12 protein-coding genes and 3 tRNA genes are annotated in these 15,845 nt (G+C 65.5%); 5 read left to right on the top strand and 10 right to left on the bottom strand.

The genetic code is table 11. The features are described 5' to 3' along the window. Positions 1-257: 257 nt before the first annotated feature. The 3 genes from ACU4IU_RS05030 to ACU4IU_RS05020 form a co-directional block, all read right to left on the bottom strand. Positions 258-330: transfer RNA gene (locus ACU4IU_RS05030), tRNA-Phe, on the bottom strand. A gap of 71 nt (positions 331-401) precedes the next feature. After that, positions 402-475 (bottom strand) — tRNA-Asp (locus ACU4IU_RS05025). A gap of 37 nt (positions 476-512) precedes the next feature. After that, a tRNA-Glu gene (locus ACU4IU_RS05020) sits at positions 513-585 on the bottom strand. 168 nt (positions 586-753) lie between these two features. Here ACU4IU_RS05020 and ACU4IU_RS05015 point away from each other — a divergent pair. Continuing rightward, complete coding sequence (locus ACU4IU_RS05015) at positions 754-1,101, top strand: metallopeptidase family protein (protein ID WP_172175184.1); 348 nt, start codon at positions 754-756, stop codon at positions 1,099-1,101. 207 nt (positions 1,102-1,308) lie between these two features. Then, a complete protein-coding gene (ybaK, locus tag ACU4IU_RS05010; RefSeq protein WP_101546357.1) occupies positions 1,309-1,809 on the top strand; it encodes a Cys-tRNA(Pro) deacylase in 501 nt (166 codons plus the stop codon). 35 nt (positions 1,810-1,844) lie between these two features. Here the strand turns inward: ybaK and ACU4IU_RS05005 are convergent, their stop codons facing one another. Then, positions 1,845-2,456, bottom strand: coding sequence for an IMPACT family protein (locus tag ACU4IU_RS05005; protein WP_259356942.1), 612 nt, complete (start codon positions 2,454-2,456; stop codon positions 1,845-1,847). An 88-nt stretch (positions 2,457-2,544) separates the two neighbouring features. On the opposite strand from ACU4IU_RS05005, the gene ACU4IU_RS05000 reads away from it, so the two are divergent. After that, positions 2,545-3,921, top strand: coding sequence for an aminotransferase class III-fold pyridoxal phosphate-dependent enzyme (locus tag ACU4IU_RS05000; RefSeq protein WP_446656025.1), 1,377 nt, complete (start codon positions 2,545-2,547; stop codon positions 3,919-3,921). Between the two features lie 51 nt (positions 3,922-3,972). Here the strand turns inward: ACU4IU_RS05000 and ACU4IU_RS04995 are convergent, their stop codons facing one another. Both ACU4IU_RS04995 and ACU4IU_RS04990 read right to left on the bottom strand, forming a co-directional pair. Continuing rightward, positions 3,973-5,604, bottom strand: a complete 1,632-nt coding sequence (locus ACU4IU_RS04995) for an amidohydrolase (RefSeq protein WP_446656024.1) — start codon at positions 5,602-5,604, stop codon at positions 3,973-3,975. Positions 5,605-5,674: 70 nt separating this feature from the next. Further along, positions 5,675-7,396: a thiamine pyrophosphate-dependent enzyme gene (locus tag ACU4IU_RS04990; protein ID WP_446656023.1), complete on the bottom strand. Its 1,722-nt coding sequence runs from the start codon at positions 7,394-7,396 to the stop codon at positions 5,675-5,677. Positions 7,397-7,584: 188 nt separating this feature from the next. Here ACU4IU_RS04990 and ACU4IU_RS04985 point away from each other — a divergent pair, with 188 nt between their 5' ends. Beyond that, on the top strand, positions 7,585-10,407 hold the full coding sequence (locus ACU4IU_RS04985; RefSeq protein ID WP_446656022.1) for an aminotransferase class I/II-fold pyridoxal phosphate-dependent enzyme: 2,823 nt from the start codon (positions 7,585-7,587) through the stop codon (positions 10,405-10,407). A 12-nt stretch (positions 10,408-10,419) separates the two neighbouring features. Beyond that, complete coding sequence (locus ACU4IU_RS04980) at positions 10,420-11,436, top strand: proline racemase family protein (RefSeq protein WP_446656021.1); 1,017 nt, start codon at positions 10,420-10,422, stop codon at positions 11,434-11,436. 14 nt (positions 11,437-11,450) lie between these two features. Here the strand turns inward: ACU4IU_RS04980 and ACU4IU_RS04975 are convergent, their stop codons facing one another. From ACU4IU_RS04975 to ACU4IU_RS04960, 4 genes are all read right to left on the bottom strand, one after another. Then, the gene (locus ACU4IU_RS04975; RefSeq protein ID WP_301539230.1) at positions 11,451-12,230 is read right to left on the bottom strand and encodes an amino acid ABC transporter ATP-binding protein; all 780 of its coding nucleotides are present in this window, start codon (positions 12,228-12,230) and stop codon (positions 11,451-11,453) included. Next, positions 12,227-13,021: an amino acid ABC transporter permease gene (locus ACU4IU_RS04970; RefSeq protein WP_370037428.1), complete on the bottom strand. Its 795-nt coding sequence runs from the start codon at positions 13,019-13,021 to the stop codon at positions 12,227-12,229. Before ACU4IU_RS04970 ends, ACU4IU_RS04975 begins: the two co-directional genes overlap by 4 nt. Before the next feature lie 229 nt (positions 13,022-13,250). Further along, a complete protein-coding gene (locus ACU4IU_RS04965) occupies positions 13,251-14,048 on the bottom strand; it encodes a transporter substrate-binding domain-containing protein (RefSeq protein ID WP_446656020.1) in 798 nt (265 codons plus the stop codon). A gap of 271 nt (positions 14,049-14,319) precedes the next feature. Then, positions 14,320-15,756: an MFS transporter gene (locus ACU4IU_RS04960; RefSeq protein ID WP_446656019.1), complete on the bottom strand. Its 1,437-nt coding sequence runs from the start codon at positions 15,754-15,756 to the stop codon at positions 14,320-14,322. Between the last annotated feature and the right edge of the window lie 89 nt (positions 15,757-15,845).

Below are 15,845 nucleotides of genomic sequence, written 5' to 3'. Positions count from 1 at the left end.
GCTCCCAGGGGATTCTGCGGGAGGCGGTCTGCCCGGGGAGGAGCAACCACTCCCGAGGGCCTGAATCAGCGTAATGGCGGGGGTATGCCGAAATTCCGCAGGACTACGCGAATAATCCGCAGAGTCACCGCAAAGGTAGTCAGGAGTCCCGAATGCGGGGCGCAGATCACGTCGGGCAAAGTGGCGGTCGAGATGGGGCGCAGACGCGAAGAAGCCCCGCTTCCCAGTTTTCACTGGGAAGCGGGGCTTCCGTGTTGTGGCTCCGACCGGCGTCGATCCGGTGACCTTTCGATTTTCAGTCGAACGCTCTACCAACTGAGCTACAGAGCCTAGCCGCCGACATACTCAATAAGTATGTCGAGAGAAACAAAGGCTCTTCCGAAGAAGAGCCTTATGCTCCGCGACCCTGACGGGACTCGAACCCGCGACCTCCGCCGTGACAGGGCGGCGCGCTAACCAACTGCGCCACAGGGCCTTGCTGTTGTGATGGAAGACCTTACGATCTTACACCGTACCCCCAACGGGATTCGAACCCGTGTCGCCGCCGTGAAAGGGCGGTGTCCTAGGCCTCTAGACGATGGGGGCCCAGGTTGTCCTCGGATTCCCCGTGGGCAACGACGTTAAGCTTATCCCACCCGATTCGAGGAATGCAAAACGAAAAGGAGTGTCCTCGGTCACACGACGGAAGCGGTGCTTTTCGACGTTCCGCAGGGCCGCCTCGGCGAGGGGATCGGAGTCGCTAGAGTGGGAGGCATGGAGGCCCTGAGTGATGAGGAGTTCGACGCGATCCTCGGCGAAGCCCTGGATCTGCTGCCCGCAGGGGTGACCGAACAGCTGGACAATGTCGCCCTGTTCGTCGAGGATCGGCCGGAGAACGGTGATCGACACCTGCTCGGCCTCTATGAGGGCACACCGATCGGGGAGCGGGGAGTCGCCGGGTTCGAGATGCCCGACAATATCTTCATCTACCGTGACAACCTCATCGACTTCGCCGAGGATCGGGATCACCTGCGCGAGGAGATCGTCGTCACCATCGTTCATGAGATCGCCCATTTCTATGGGCTCGATGACGATCGGCTCCACGAACTCGGGTGGGGGTGAGCGTCTCCGGCCGAAGGGGGTGACGGGCTTACCGACGAGTCACTTGACGTCACGGGAATTGGCGTCCGCAAGCCTACTTCGCCTATTGTGGGCGGGTACCTATCAGCACCGATACAACATTCCGTCCGTATCGATGCGGGGACACGGAGCCGTGAAAGCTGCGCCTCCTGGCCCCGCTGACCTGCGGGCAGGAGGCACTACCCCCTTATGACAGTTGCATCCAAGACTTCCAGCGCGGCGACCCCGGCCGTGCGAGTGCTCAATCTGGCAGGCATCGACTACAGCCTGCGCAGCTTCGACCACGACCCCGCCACCCGCCGTTACGGTTCGGAGGCCGCCGACAAACTCGGCGTCAGCTCCGACCAGGTGTTCAAGACTCTGATGATCCAGGTCGACGGGCAGCCCGTGACCGCGCTCGTCCCCGTCTCCGGTCAGCTCGACCTCAAAGCTCTGGCCTCCGCGCGCGGAGCGAAGAAGGCCCAGCTGTCCGGCGTAGCCGAAACCGAGCGTCGTACCGGCTACCCCGTCGGCGGAGTCTCTCCGTTCGGACAGCGCCATGCCGTGCCGGTCGTCGTCGACCGCACAGCTCTCGACCATTCGACGGTGTTCGTCTCGGCCGGCCGTCGCGGTCTCGAGATCGAGATCCGCCCCGAGGATCTCGTCATGCTCACGAACGCCCAGGTCGCGAAGATCGCCGCGCTCGACTGATCAGCTCTCGCTGATCAGAACGTCGATCCCCGGCCTCACACCCATTCGACCTCACCGACCTCGGGCTCTGCCCGACCGGCGGTGAGGTCGGCGTACATCGCCACGGCATCGGCCACCTCGGCGAGGGGAACCAGGACATCGAGTCCGACCTCACCGCCGTAGTCGGCCCGCGTCGTCCACCCCCGGTTCCCGGCCGCCCGCTCCAGGGCGTTGGCCTGGGCATAGTCGACGGCTGCTGACACCGGGACGCGCTCACGACGGGTGACAATCCGAGCCTCATCCACGGCCGCCGAGGTGGCCTGACCGTAAGCGCGGACGAGCCCGCCCGCGCCCAACAGGGTGCCCCCGAAATACCGGGTGACGACGGCGACGACGAAGGTCAGATCATGACCGGTGACCACATCGAGGATCGGAGCGCCCGCAGTGCCAGCCGGTTCCCCGTCATCGCTGAAGCGCTGAGTGCGCGAATCGGTGTCGAGGACGAACGCCGAACAATGGTGGCGGGCCTTCGGATGCTCGGCGCGCGCCTCGGCGATGACGGACCTGGCCTCGGCCTCATCCGCGGCGGGGGAGAGCCGGGCGAGGAAACGGGATCTCTTGATCTCGATCTCGGCCTCGACGGGGCTGACGATGGTCCGGTAAGACATGCTCGTCACTGTAGTCGAATGTGTTCTACGATGAGCCCACGGGCGCGGATTCCGCGCTCATCCCCAGTACTTCAGTGAAAGGGTGACAATGGTGCACCATCTCGACGACGCCGACCTCGCAGCGCTCAAGGACGAATCCGCCCGAGCCCGTGAACTCGACCGCGCGCACGTCTTCCACTCGTGGTCGGCACAGCGACTCATCGACCCGCCGACCGTCGCCCGCGCCCACGGGTCGACAGTCATCGACGGTGAGGGTCGGGAGTTCCTCGACTTCTCCTCGCAGCTGGTGAACACGAACATCGGTCACCAGCATCCTGCCGTCGTACAGGCGATCAAGGACCAAGCCGATGTGCTGTGCACGATCAGCCCGGCCACCGTCAACGCCGCCCGCTCCGAGGCGGCTCGCCTCATCACCGACCGCACCCCGGCCGGGCTCGACCACGTGTTCTTCACCAACGGCGGCGCGGATGCGAACGAACACGCCATCCGCATGGCACGTCTGCACACCGGCCGGACGAAGGTGCTCTCCCGCTACCGGTCCTACCATGGTGGAACCCAGACTGCCGTCAACGTCACCGGTGACCCGCGCCGGTGGGAGAACGAGACCGGAGAATCGGGCGTCGTCCACTTCTTCGGCCCCTTCCTCTACCGTTCGGAATTCCACGCCACCACTGAGGCCGAAGAGACCGAACGGGCGCTGCAGCACCTGCGTCGGACCATCGAGCTGGAGGGACCGGCGACGATCGCCGCGATCATCCTCGAATCCATTCCCGGCACTGCCGGCATCATGGTGCCCAGTCCGGAGTACATGCAGGGTGTGCGGGCGCTGTGCGATGAGCACGGGATCGTGCTCATTGCCGACGAGGTGATGGCCGGGTTCGGACGGTCGGGCAAGTGGTTCGCCTTCGAGCACTTCGACATCGTCCCCGATCTCATCACCTTCGCCAAGGGCGTGAACTCCGGGTACGTGCCTCTGGGCGGAGTCGTCATCAGCGAGGCGATCTTCGAGACCTTCGCCGAACGCGTCTACCCCGGCGGGCTGACCTACTCCGGGCATCCGCTGGCGTGCGCGGCGGCGGTCGCGACGATCAACGCGATGGCCGAGGAGGGCATGATTGAACACGCCGCTCATATCGGGGAGACGATCATCGGGCCCCGTCTGCGGCAGATCGCTGAGAATTCGAAGCATGTCGGCGAGGTCCGCGGCACCGGAGCGTTCTGGGCGATCGAACTCGTCCGGGACAAGGAGTCCAAGGAACCGCTGGCCCCTTACGGCGGAGGATCACCTGAGGTCGCCTCGGTGGTGGCGGCGCTGAAGGAGCACGGCGTCATCCCGTTCAACAACTACCACCGGCTGCACGTGGTCCCGCCGATCAACATCAGCGAAGAGGACCTCGAACGCGGCCTCGGAGTCTTCGAGAAGGTCCTCACCGACTTAGACTTCCCCCCACTAGTTACTACCTGACGGCGGCCCAGCAACCTCGCGCGAGGTTGCTGGGCCGCCGTCAGGTAGTAACTAGTGGGTTTGGTGGGTGTAGTTGCCGCCGAGGATTGTCGCGCGGACCGGGATTGCTGCGATCTCGTCGGGGGGCACGTCCCGCGGGTGGGTTTCCAGGGCGACGAAGTCGGCGAGCTTGCCTCGGCTCAGCGTTCCCTTGTCCGCGCCCTGGCCCGAGGCCTTCGCCGCCTCGACCGTGTAGGCCGCGATCGCCTCATCGACGCTCAAACATTCGGCCGCCGAACCCATGACGTCCCCGTCGCGGGTCTTCCGGGTGACATAGGCTTCGATCCCGCGCAGCACATTCCCGTCGGCGCACGGCCGGTCCGAGCTGCCGGCCATCGGCACACCCGCATCGACGAATGACTTCGCCCGGTAGATCAGGTGCCGGCGGTCCGGCCCGAGCGAAGCGTTCATGCCGTCCCCGATGCCGTCGGCGAACGCCGCCTGCGGGGTGACGACGATACCGTGCTCGGCCAGCGTCACCAGGTGCTCGTCATGGACCAATGCGGCATGCTCGATCCGGTTCGGCACCGCCCTGCGGCCATAGCGCGTCTGCGCCTCGACGATGTTGGCGATCGCAGCATCCACGGCGGCATCACCGATGGCGTGCACGGCCAACGACCAGCCGGAGGCATAGGTGTCGAGGATCTGCTGACGAAGCACCTCGGCGTCGTCCTGCAGATAGCCGGGGTGGTCCTTGCCCGCGTAGTTCTCCCGCAGTGCCGCGGTCTCGCCGGACAGGGCACCGTCCATGAAGAACTTCACAGGCCCGATCGAGATGAGATCATCGCCGAGGCCGGTGCGCAGTCCCGCATCCAGACCGATACCGAACCCGTCGGCGGAGTTCGCCGCGATCGGGTGCAGCCCGTCGGCCTGCGGCATGAGCTGCGCTCGCGCCCGCAGCTTCCCCTCCTCCCGAGCCCGCAGATAGCCGCTGATCTCAATGGGGGAGTGGCCGATCCAGCCGTAGGCGATACCGCATTCGCCGAAGGACGTGATGCCTTCCTTCGCGTAGTACGCCGTCGCCAGATCGAGGGCGTCGACGACGGTGTCGAGCGAATACGGGCGGATGAGATCCTGCACCAGAGTCTGCGCGGTCTCTTCGATCAGCCCCGTCGGATGTCCGGCCGCGTCACGCACGACCTTGCCGCCGACCGGCTCCTCGAAGCCGGGGTCCAGAATCCCCGCCCGACGCATCGCCTCGGTGTTGGCGATCGCGGCATGACCGGACGTCTGCCGCATGAACAGGGGGCGGTCCCCGGTGATCTCGTCAAGACGGTTCAGGTCCGGATACTGCCCGTCGTAGTCACGGTGGGCATACCCCGTGGCTTCGATCCATTCCCCGGACGGAGTCGTCGCCGCGGCTTTCTCGAGTGCGGCATACACATCGGGCAGACCGCCGGGCAGCGCCGTGACATCGACCGAGGCCAGGGTGAGACCGAACCAGGTCGTGTGGCAGTGGACGTCGTTGAAGCCCGGCAGCACCGTCGCCCCGCCCAGGGACTCGACACGATCGGCATCGATGCCGTCGAGCTCCTCGTCGAAGCCGATGATCCGGTTGCCCCACACACCGATCTTCTGCGCCCGCGGGCGCTTCGGATCAAAGGTGAATGCGTCGAGGTCGGTGAAGATCGCGTCGATTCTCATACCGCCACCTTAGTCAGATTCGTTCGCCATCCGCCCCACCGTTCACAACAGATCGTTCACAACGGCCCGTTCACGGCAGGCGCGCCCCGCGAACGGTCGGATCCGTGATGCAGTGGACGAGCGAGAGCCCCTTGTGTGCCAGCGCCCGTTCGAACGCGTCGCGGAAGTCTTCGGTCCGCTCGACGCGGATGCCGAGCCCGCCGAAGGCCGTGGCCATGGCTGCGAAGTCCGGGTTCTGCAGTGCAGTGGCCGTGGCCCGGCCCGGATATTCGCGGTCCTGATGACCGCGGATCGTGCCGTAGACCGAATTGTCGTTGAGCACGACGGTGATGTCCGCGCCGTACTGTACGGCCGTGGCCATCTCCTGCCCGTTCATGAGGAAATCCCCGTCGCCAGCGATGCAGAACACCGCCCGTTTCGGATGGACGAGGGCGGCGGCGACCGCGGCAGGCAGACCGAATCCCATCGATCCGTTGCGCGGGCCCAGCGCCGAGGGGAACCCGTGCGTGGGCAGGAACCTGGTCGCCCACCCGGAGAAGTTCCCCGCCCCGTAGGTGATGATTGCGTCGTCCGGCAGCAGGTCCTGCACATGGACGAATGCTTCGTCCATGTCGACGAATCCCGCCGAGGCTGCCGACCCCGAACCTGCCACCTGCGGTTTCCGCCACGCCTCGAGCTCGGTCCTGGCCTCGGCGACCCAACCCGGCAGCGGCACGGCGTCCCCGGCCGCCTCGGACAGGACATCGCCGAGCGGCGGTTCGTCGATCGACCCATCGGAGGACACCGAATACGTGCGGGTGCCCTCCTCGGTGAACAGGGACTGGGCGAACCGGCCGACCGAGGTGACGATGTGCTGGTCGAGGCGACCGAAGTGGCCGTGCGCATCGGCGTCGGGGCCGATGACGACAGTTCGCTGGTCGACGCCGTTGCTGAACCCATCGGTGGCCACATCGGTGCGGACACAGCCCAAGAAGATGTGCAGGTCCGCCTCGGCGAGGACCCTCTTCGCCACGGGGGACGCACCGTAGCCCAAGATGCCGAGGAAGTTCGGACTGTCGTGGTCGATGCCGTCATAGGCGCGGAAGGTGCCGAGCACCCCGAGCCCGCGGTCGCGTGACCATTGGGCGATGCGCCGCGAGGTCGACGGCGACCAGTCCTCGCCGCCGATGATGAGCACGGGACGGTCGGCAGCGGTGATGCGGGCACGCAGCTCCGTGACGTCCCCGGCATACGGTGAGGCCGATCCGTGCACGCGAGGGGGCAGCACCGTTCCCGAACTCGAGCGGACGAGGACCTCTTCGGGCAGACCGACGATGACGGGACCGGGCCGCCCGGTCACGGCGGTGTGCATGGCGTCGACGACCACCTCGGCGGCCTTATCGGGATCATCGAGGGTGAGCACCTTCTTCGCGGTCGAGGAGAACCAGCCGTCCAGATCGAACTCCTGGAAGGATTCGCGGCCGCGATGATCGGTGGGGATGAGGCCGACGAAGACGACGAGCGGGGTCGCATCCTGGTAGGCGGTGTGGACTCCGACCTTGACGTTCGCCGCACCGGGACCACGCGTGACCATGGCGATGCCGGGAACCCCGGTCATCCGCCCCTCGGCGACGGCCATGTATGCGGCCCCGCCCTCCTGGCGGCAGACGATCGGGGTGATAGCCGAATCGCGGAGTCCGTCGATGACGTCGAGATACGACTCGCCGGGAACCAGATAAGTGCGAGTGACTCCGTGTGCTTCGAGTTCCTCGACGATGAGATGACCTGCAGAAAGAGACGCGGAGGTGTCCATACCCCATGCTTATCATCATTTCTCCTCCTGTGGTTGTCTCAACTGCCCACCACCCTGCCCATTCGAAACTGTGAGGTCGTATGATCGTGCAACAACGGAATCAGTACGGTCCGCCGACTGAGCCCGTGAGCAGGAATTCCACACCGGACCGGGGTGGGGACTGAGACTGACAGCCAGGAGGCTCTCGCATGACCGGAATCGACTCCGACCAGGCAACGGCGCAGGAGTTTGAGCCCACCGACCTCGGCGGCGGCCGCAGGCACGGTCGCGTCGGAGCCCCCTCGACGCCGCGCCGGGCGCAGCTCGAACGGGATCCGGGAATGCCGGCGAGCACGTGGCGGCTGCGTTCGGACGCGTGGGAGTACCTGAAGTTCGCGATCAAACGCCTGGCCGTCAGCGGCGGGGACTTCTCGATGATCGCCGAAGACGGCGAGGTGTGGCGCTCGCTGCGTTCGCTGAAGACGATCGAGCTCTACTGGGCAGGTTTCGGTCAGCGCTATGTCGAGGAGATCACCGACCTGCTCTCGAACGGCGAATTCGACCGCGCGCACGACATGATCACACGTGCGGTCAATCGGCTCCGGGGAACCACCGTGCCCGACACCGGTGAAGACGACCTCACCGAGGATGAGCGCGCCGAACTCAAGGACCGCCAGGACACCCGTCCTCGCTTCGAGGTCCTCATCGTCGACGAGACCACCGAGGGCGGCCGCGATGAGCTGCACACCGACCTGCTCAAACTCCGCAACGCCTCCGACCAATTTATCTACGACTACGTCATCGTGCCCACCGCCGACGATGCGGTGGCGGCGGCCCTGACGAACCCGAACCTGCTCGCCTGCGTCATCCGCCCCGGTTTCACCGACAGCACCCGCGAGGTGCTCAGCCGTGACCTGCGCGATTCCATCGAGTTCGCGCACACCTCGACGAAGGAGTCGCCGACGGCGCCGATGAGTCCGCTCAATTCGGTGCGCCGGGTGCTGCGGCTGGCCGACACCCTGGCGAATCTGCGCCCCGAACTTGACCTCTACCTCATGGCAGGCGCCCATATCGAAAGCCTCGCCGGTGCCCTGACCCACCGGTTCCGTCGCGTCTTCCGCCGCGAGGACCAGTTCGAACTCCACCTGTCCCTGCTGCGCCGCATCCAGCACCTCTACGACACACCGTTCTTCGACGCGATCCGTGAGCATGCCCGCCGTCCGGCCGGTGTCTTCCATGCGCTGCCCGTCTCCCGCGGCGGCTCCGTCGTCGGGTCGAAGTGGATCGGCGACTTCGTCGACTTCTACGGGCTCAACCTGCTGCTGGCCGAATCCAGCGCCACCTCCGGTGAGCTCGATTCCCTGCTGGCACCGGTCCACACGCTGAAGAAGGCGCAGTCGCTGGCCGCCCGCGCGTACGGTGCCAAGCGCACGTACTTCGTCACGAACGGCACGTCGACGGCGAACAAGATCGTCCATCAGGCCGTCGTCTCACCCGACGAGGTCGTCATGGTCGACCGCAACTGCCACAAGTCCCACCACCATGCGCTCATGCTCACCGGAGCCCGCACCGCCTACCTCGAGGCATACCCGCTCAACGACGTCGCCTTCTACGGGGCGGTGCCGCTGAACAGGATCAAGCAGCTGCTGCTCGACTACCGGGCCGCCGGCCGCCTCGACGAGGTGCGGATGATCACCCTGACCAACTGCACCTTCGACGGAATCGTCTACGACCCCTACAAGGTCATGTCAGAATGCCTGGCGATCAAACCCGACCTCGTCTTCCTCTGGGACGAAGCGTGGTTCGCCTTCGCCCGGTTCCACCCGGTCACCCGCAAGCGCACCGCCATGGTCGCCGCGGAGACCCTCGAGGAGAACCTCGCCACCAACGCCCACGCCGCGGCGTACCGGGAGCAGCAGAAGCGCCTGTTCGATCCCGAGACCGGTGCCCCCGCCCCCGATTCGGTGTGGCTGGAGGAGGACCTGTTGCCCCCGCCGGATGCGACGATCCGCGTGTACGCGACCCAATCGACGCACAAGACGCTGACCGCGCTGCGCCAGGGATCGATGATCCACGTCTACGATCAGGAATTCTCCACCGGCGCCGAGGAGGCCTTCCACGAGGCGTACATGACCCACACCTCGACGTCGCCCAACTACCAGATCCTCGCGTCCCTCGACCTCGGTCGCAGGCAGGTGGAGATGGAGGGGTTCGCACTCGTGCAGAAGCAGCTCGACCTGGCGATGAGCCTGTCCTCGGCGATCGCGCGTCACCCGCTGCTGAAGAAGACATTCAAGGTGCTCACCGCCGCCGACCTCATCCCCGAGGAGTACCGGGTCACCGAACGGACGATGCCGCTGCGCGATGGACTGTCGACGATGTGGGACGCCTGGGTCCGCGACGAATTCGTCGTCGATCCCAGCCGCATCACCGTCGAGATCTCGGGCACGGGAGTCGACGGGGACACGTTCAAGCACGAGCACCTCATGGACCGCTACGGCATCCAGGTGAATAAGACGAGCCGGAACACGGTGCTGTTCATGACGAACATCGGCACCTCACGCTCGGCCGTCGCCTACCTCATCGAGGTGCTGGTCAAACTGGCGGGGAAGTTCACCGACCCGCACGAACTCCAGGAACAGGATGCGCTGACCGAACCCGCCGCGGTGATGCCCCCGCTGCCGGACTTCTCGGCCTTCGCCCCCGACTACGCGGCCGAGGTGCCCGCCGACGACCCGTCGAAGCAGCTGCCCGACGGCGACCTGCGCACCGCCTACTATGCGGGTCTGCGTCGCCAGAACATCGAGCACGTGCTGCCGCATGAGCTGCGACGCCGCGTCGAGAACGGGGAACAGCCGGTCTCAGCCGGATTCGTCACCCCGTACCCGCCCGGGTTCCCGGTGCTCGTGCCCGGACAGGTCATCACCGCCGAGGTGCTCGACTTCATGTCCGCGCTCGACACCCGAGAGATCCACGGCTACGACTCCCGCCAGGGCTACCGCGTCATCCTCAAAGAGGTCCTGGAGAGCTGAGCGAGATCGACCGTGCAGACCAACCGTCTCATCCAGACCGTCGAAGCCCACACCGAGGGGCTGCCCGTCCGCGTCGTCACCGGGGGAGTGGGGCCACTCCCCGGTGAGACCATGGCCGAACGCCGGGAGTGGTTCATCGAGAACTCCGACGGTCTGCGGACCTTCCTCATGTGCGAACCCCGCGGCCACGGGTGGCTCTCGGGAGCGATCCTGCAGCCGCCGACCCGTGCCGACGCGGACTGGGGAGTGCTCTTCATTGAGGTCACCGGCGTGCTGCCGATGTGCGGGGCCGGCACGATCGCTGTGGCGACCGTGCTCGTCGAGACAGGCATGGTGCCCGTCGTCGAACCCGTGACGACCGTGCGTCTCGACGCTCCGATCGGGCTCATCACCGCCGAGGTGGTCGTCCGGGACGGTCGCGCCGAGTCGGTGACCATCGTCAACGTTCCCTCGTATGCGCACGCACTCGACCAGACCGTCGAGGTGCCCGGGCGAGGGACGATCGCCTGCGACATCGGCTTCGGCGGGAACTTCTACGCCTTCGTCTCCGCCGCCGACGTCGACATCCCGTTCGAGCGCGACCGGGCTGAGGACTTCATCTCCGCTGGTCGCGAGATCATGGCTGCGGTCAACGAACAGCTCGACCCCGTGCATCCGGTGACCGGATTCCGCGGCTGCGAGCACGTCGTGTTCCTGACGCCGCCGACGGAGCCCGGGCCCGACGGCGAAATCCCGGATGCCCGCCATGTGCTCATCAATTATCCCGGCTGGCTCGACCGGTCGCCCGGTGGCACCGGGACAAGCGCGCTCATGGCCGTCCGGCATGCCCGTGGGCAGTTGGGCCTGAACACGGATTTCGTCAATCAGTGCTTCATCGGCACCTCGTTCACCGGACGGCTGATCGAGGAGACGAGAGTCGGCGAACATGTGGCTGTGGTGCCGACGATCACCGGCAGCGCCTGGCTGACCGCGACCTCGCAGTTCATGCTCGACCCCAGCGACCCGTTCCCCGCCGGCTTCTCGCTCTGAAGTAGGACCGGCGGCTACCCCAGCTGGCCGGGGTGGAGCACTCGGGAGAGGAAGTCCTTCGTCCGCTGCTCCTGCGGATTGCCGATGACGTCCTTGGCCGGTCCAGCCTCCACGACGACTCCGCCGTCCATGAAGACCACGCGGTCAGCGACCTGCCGGGCGAACTCCATCTCGTGGGTGACGACGACCATCGTCATTCCCGCCTCGGCGAGGTTGCGCATGACCTGGAGGACGTCACCGACGGTCTCCGGGTCCAGCGCCGAAGTCGGCTCGTCGAAGAGCATGACGTCGGGGTCCATGCTCAGTGCACGGGCGATCGCCACACGCTGCTGCTGACCGCCGGAGAGCGAACCGGGCTTGGCCTCCATCTTCTCGGACAGCCCGACCTTCGCGAGGTTCGCCTCGGCGACCTTGTTGGCCTCGGCCTTCGATCGCCTGAGGACCTTCGTCTGCGCGATCGTGAGGTTCTCACGCACGGTGAGGTGGGCGAAGAGGTTGAAGGACTGGAAGACCATGCCGATGCGGGTGCGGGCGGCATCGATGTCGAGATCGAGGTCGGTCATGTCCATGCCGTCGACGACGATCGAGCCGCCGGTGGGAGTCTCGAGCGTGTTGATGCATCGGAGCATCGTCGACTTGCCTGAGCCCGAGGGGCCGATGACGCAGACGACCTCACCTTTGACGACGTCGAGGTTGATGTCGGTGAGGACCTGGTTCGTGCCGAAGCTCTTCTGGAGGTTGCGGATCGCGATGATCGGCGTCTTTGTCGACGCGTGCGAGGTGGTGGTCATCATTTCACTCCTGAATCGGCGGAACCGTATTTGCGCTCGAGCACCCGCGACAGATACGACAGCGGGATCGTGATGATGAGGTAGCACAGCGCGATGACGATGAACGGGGTGAGGTTCGCGGTGTTGACGATCTCGGCGCGGCCGAGTGCCGCGAGCTCACGGCCGTCGACCGAGGAGCCGAGGATGTAGGCCAGGGACGAGTCCTTCGCGAGCAGGATGAGCTCGTTCGTCAGCGGCGGGAGGATGATGCGCATCGCCTGCGGCAGGACGATCGTGAACATCGCACGTGACGAGGACATGCCGAGTGACCGGGCGGCTTCGATCTGACCTTTCGGCACCGCCTGGATGCCGGCGCGGATCGTCTCGGCCATATAGGCCGATGACACGAGCCCGAGGGCGATCATGATGACGATCAGCTGTGGCAACCTGAACCCGGGGAAGGCGACTGGCAGCCCGAACCCCATGACGAGGAACACGACGAGAGCGGGCAGTCCGCGGAAGAACTCGATGTAGATCGTCGCCAGCCAGCGGTAGACGCCGACCGAGGACAGTCGCATGAGGGCGACGACTAGGGCGATCGCCAGACCGAGGGCGAAGCCGAGGAACGTGTAGATCACGGTGTTCTTCAGCGCCATCGTGATGACGTCGGGGAACATTCCTGCGGCGACATCGACGCGAACGAATGTTTTGATGAAGGTCGGCCAGTCGGCGAAGATGGCGACGAGGATCGCGATGATGACGAGGACGGCGTACTGGATGCCGCGGGAGAGCTTCGCCTTCTGGCGTTTGCTCATCTTCGCTTTCGGAGTGGCGGTGGCGGCCGGGACGGCGGGGCCGGTCTGGCGGCCGTCCTCGCTCGCTGTGGGAACTGACATGGTTGTCCTTCGAGAAACTGTGGCGGAGGGTGTCCGCCGGGGTACGTGCCGTGAGTGTCGGTTGGGACTCAGGCAGGTCGGTCGAACTCAGCCGAACGGGCGACCCGCTGCAACGACAGATCGCAGCCGGCCGCCCATTCGCAAGTGGTCACTTCGGTGCGTCGCCGAACCACTTCTTGTAGATCTTGTCGTACTCGCCGTTCTCCTTGATCTCGGCGAGGGTGTCGTCCACGGCCTTCTTCATCTTCGAGTTGCCCTTTTTCATCGAGATGCCGTAGTGCTCGTCGGTCTTGATGTCGAAGCCGACCGCGAAGCCCTTGTTCTCGGTGTTGTAGTTGTAGAGCACGCCGTTGTCATTGATCACGGCGTCGACCTGACCGGTCTTGAGCGCTTCAAGTGAGAGCGGCAGATCCTCATAGGTGATGACTTCGGAGTCTTTGAAGTTCTCCGTGGCGTAGTCGAGACCCGTGGTGCCGGCCTGAGCCGCGATCTTGAAGCCCTTGAGCGCTTTCTCGTCCTTTGCGGACTTGTCGGCCTTCGTCAGGATCGCCTGGTTCGCATCGAAGTACGGTTCGGAGAAGTCTGCTGCCTCTTCGCGCTTCGGCTGGATTGTCGTCGCCGCTGCCGCGACATCGCACTTGTTCTGGTTGAACTCAGCGCCCGAAGTGATCGTCTCGAACGAGGTGTTGATGATCTCCTGCTCGACGCCGAGCTTCTTCGCCACGGCATCGACGATGTCGACGTCGAAGCCGACGACCTCGCCGTCCTTCTCGAACTGGAACGGCTGGTAGGACAGATGGGTGCAGGTGGTCAGTTTGCCTTCCTTGACCAGGGGGACTCCGCCTTCGGCGGTCGCTGCAGGTTCGGAATCGCCTCCGCCGCCGCAGGCGGACAGGGCGAGCATGGCGCCGGCTGCCACAATGGCCAGGCTCGAGCGTCGTTTCATGGTTCCTCCAGGGGATCGGTGACGGTCTCGTCACGCAAACGGATTGCCCGGACATCCGTGTCTGGGCAATGTCTGAGAGGAATCCTACCGTGAACTGGGTCACACCTATGACGCTTTGATGATCGCCGAGGCGGTTGTGACGAAATCGTAGTCTTGCCGCCTTCGCGGTTGGCTGACCTGCGATGCCGGTGAGTTGTGGTCACAGAGCGGAGGCCCGACCGCCGAAAACGGCGATCGGGCCTCGGATGAGTGACCAGGTTCGGACGGAGGCTCAGCTCAGCTGATCCTCCATGTCGAGGTCAGAGGTGTCCTTGGCCAGCCACAATGCAATGAGCGTGAGGATCGCGGCGGCGATGATGTAGAGGCCGCAGTAGAAGATCGCCCCTCCTTCGGCCTGCCACAGGGCGACCATCGCGAACGGTGCGGGTCCGGCCCCGATGACGCTGGACATGTTGTACGAGATCGCCGATCCGGTGTAGCGGACGTTGGCGGGGAAGAGCTCCGGCAAGTACGCGGCCATCGGACCGAAGGTCAGCCCCATGAGGATGAAGCCGACGATGAGGCCGATGATGACTCCCGGGGTGCCGGCGTTGAACAGGGCGTTGACGACGAGTCCGTAGGCGGCGATGAGCACGGTCACGCCCAGCAGCATCTTCCGGCGTCCCAGCTTCTCGGCCAGCGGCCCGGAGACGACGGTGAAGATGCCGAAGAAGACGACTCCGATGATGAGGTAGGTGAGGAATTCGTTCTTCGTGTAACCCAGCCCCGCGACGAAGCCTGCGGGATCGAAGGACTTCCCTGCCGCCTCGGCGGCGGTTTGGGCCTGCTCCGGGGTGGCCGGGGACGTGCCGTAGGTGAGGGTGAACGCGGTCATGAAGTAGAAGATCACGTAGGTCGCGAGCATGATGAACGTGCCCAGGATGAGCGGCTTCCAGCTCGTGGCGAAGACCCGCCCGAGCGGGGCTTTCGAGATCTGCTGCTTCTGAGCGACGAGCTGGAACGCCGGGGTCTCCATGAGCGACATGCGGACATAGAGGCCGACGGCGACGAGCAGGGCCGAGAGCAGGAACGGAATGCGCCAGCCCCAGGCGAGGAACGCCTCGGGGGAGGTCCAGGTGCCGAGGGCGACGAAGAGCAGGTTCGCGATGATGAAGCCGACGGGCGCGCCGAGCTGTGGGAAAGTGCCCCAGATGGCGCGTTTGCCCTTCGGGGCATTCTCGGTGGCCAGCAGTGCCGCGCCCGACCATTCGCCGCCGAGGCCGACGCCCTGGCAGAAGCGCAGAAGAACGAGGAACAGCGGGGCGAGGACGACCCAGCCCGGCGTGCTGGCTGTCGGCAGCAGGCCGATGAGGAAGGTGCCGATGCCCATGATGAGCAGGGAGGCGATGAGCGTCTTCTTCCGGCCGATGCGGTCACCGAAGTGGCCGAAGATGATCGAGCCGAGGGGGCGGGCGACGAAGGCGACGCCGAAGATCGCGAACGAGCTCAGCAGCTGAGTCGTCGACGTCTGGTTGGGGAAGAAGAGGGCCGGGAAGACCAGCGAGGAGGCCGTGGCGTAGGCGTAGAAATCGAAGAATTCGATCGTGGTGCCGACCATCGAGGCGGTCAGGACCTTGCCGCGGGTGTTGTTCTTCCGAGTCGCTGCGATTGCGTCGTCGTCGACTCCGGGTGCCGAGGAGGGATTCTCCGGCTGTGTTTCGGTGGACATGGTGGTGGTGCTCCGCTGTTTCGTGAGTGCAGGCACGGGCGGGTGGTCCGTGCCAATGGAAAAGGCCGTCGGCGCTGTGTCTGGCACAG

This window comes from Brevibacterium sp. CSND-B09 (genome assembly GCF_052906525.1).
This window is presented reverse-complemented; position numbering and strand designations above follow the sequence as displayed.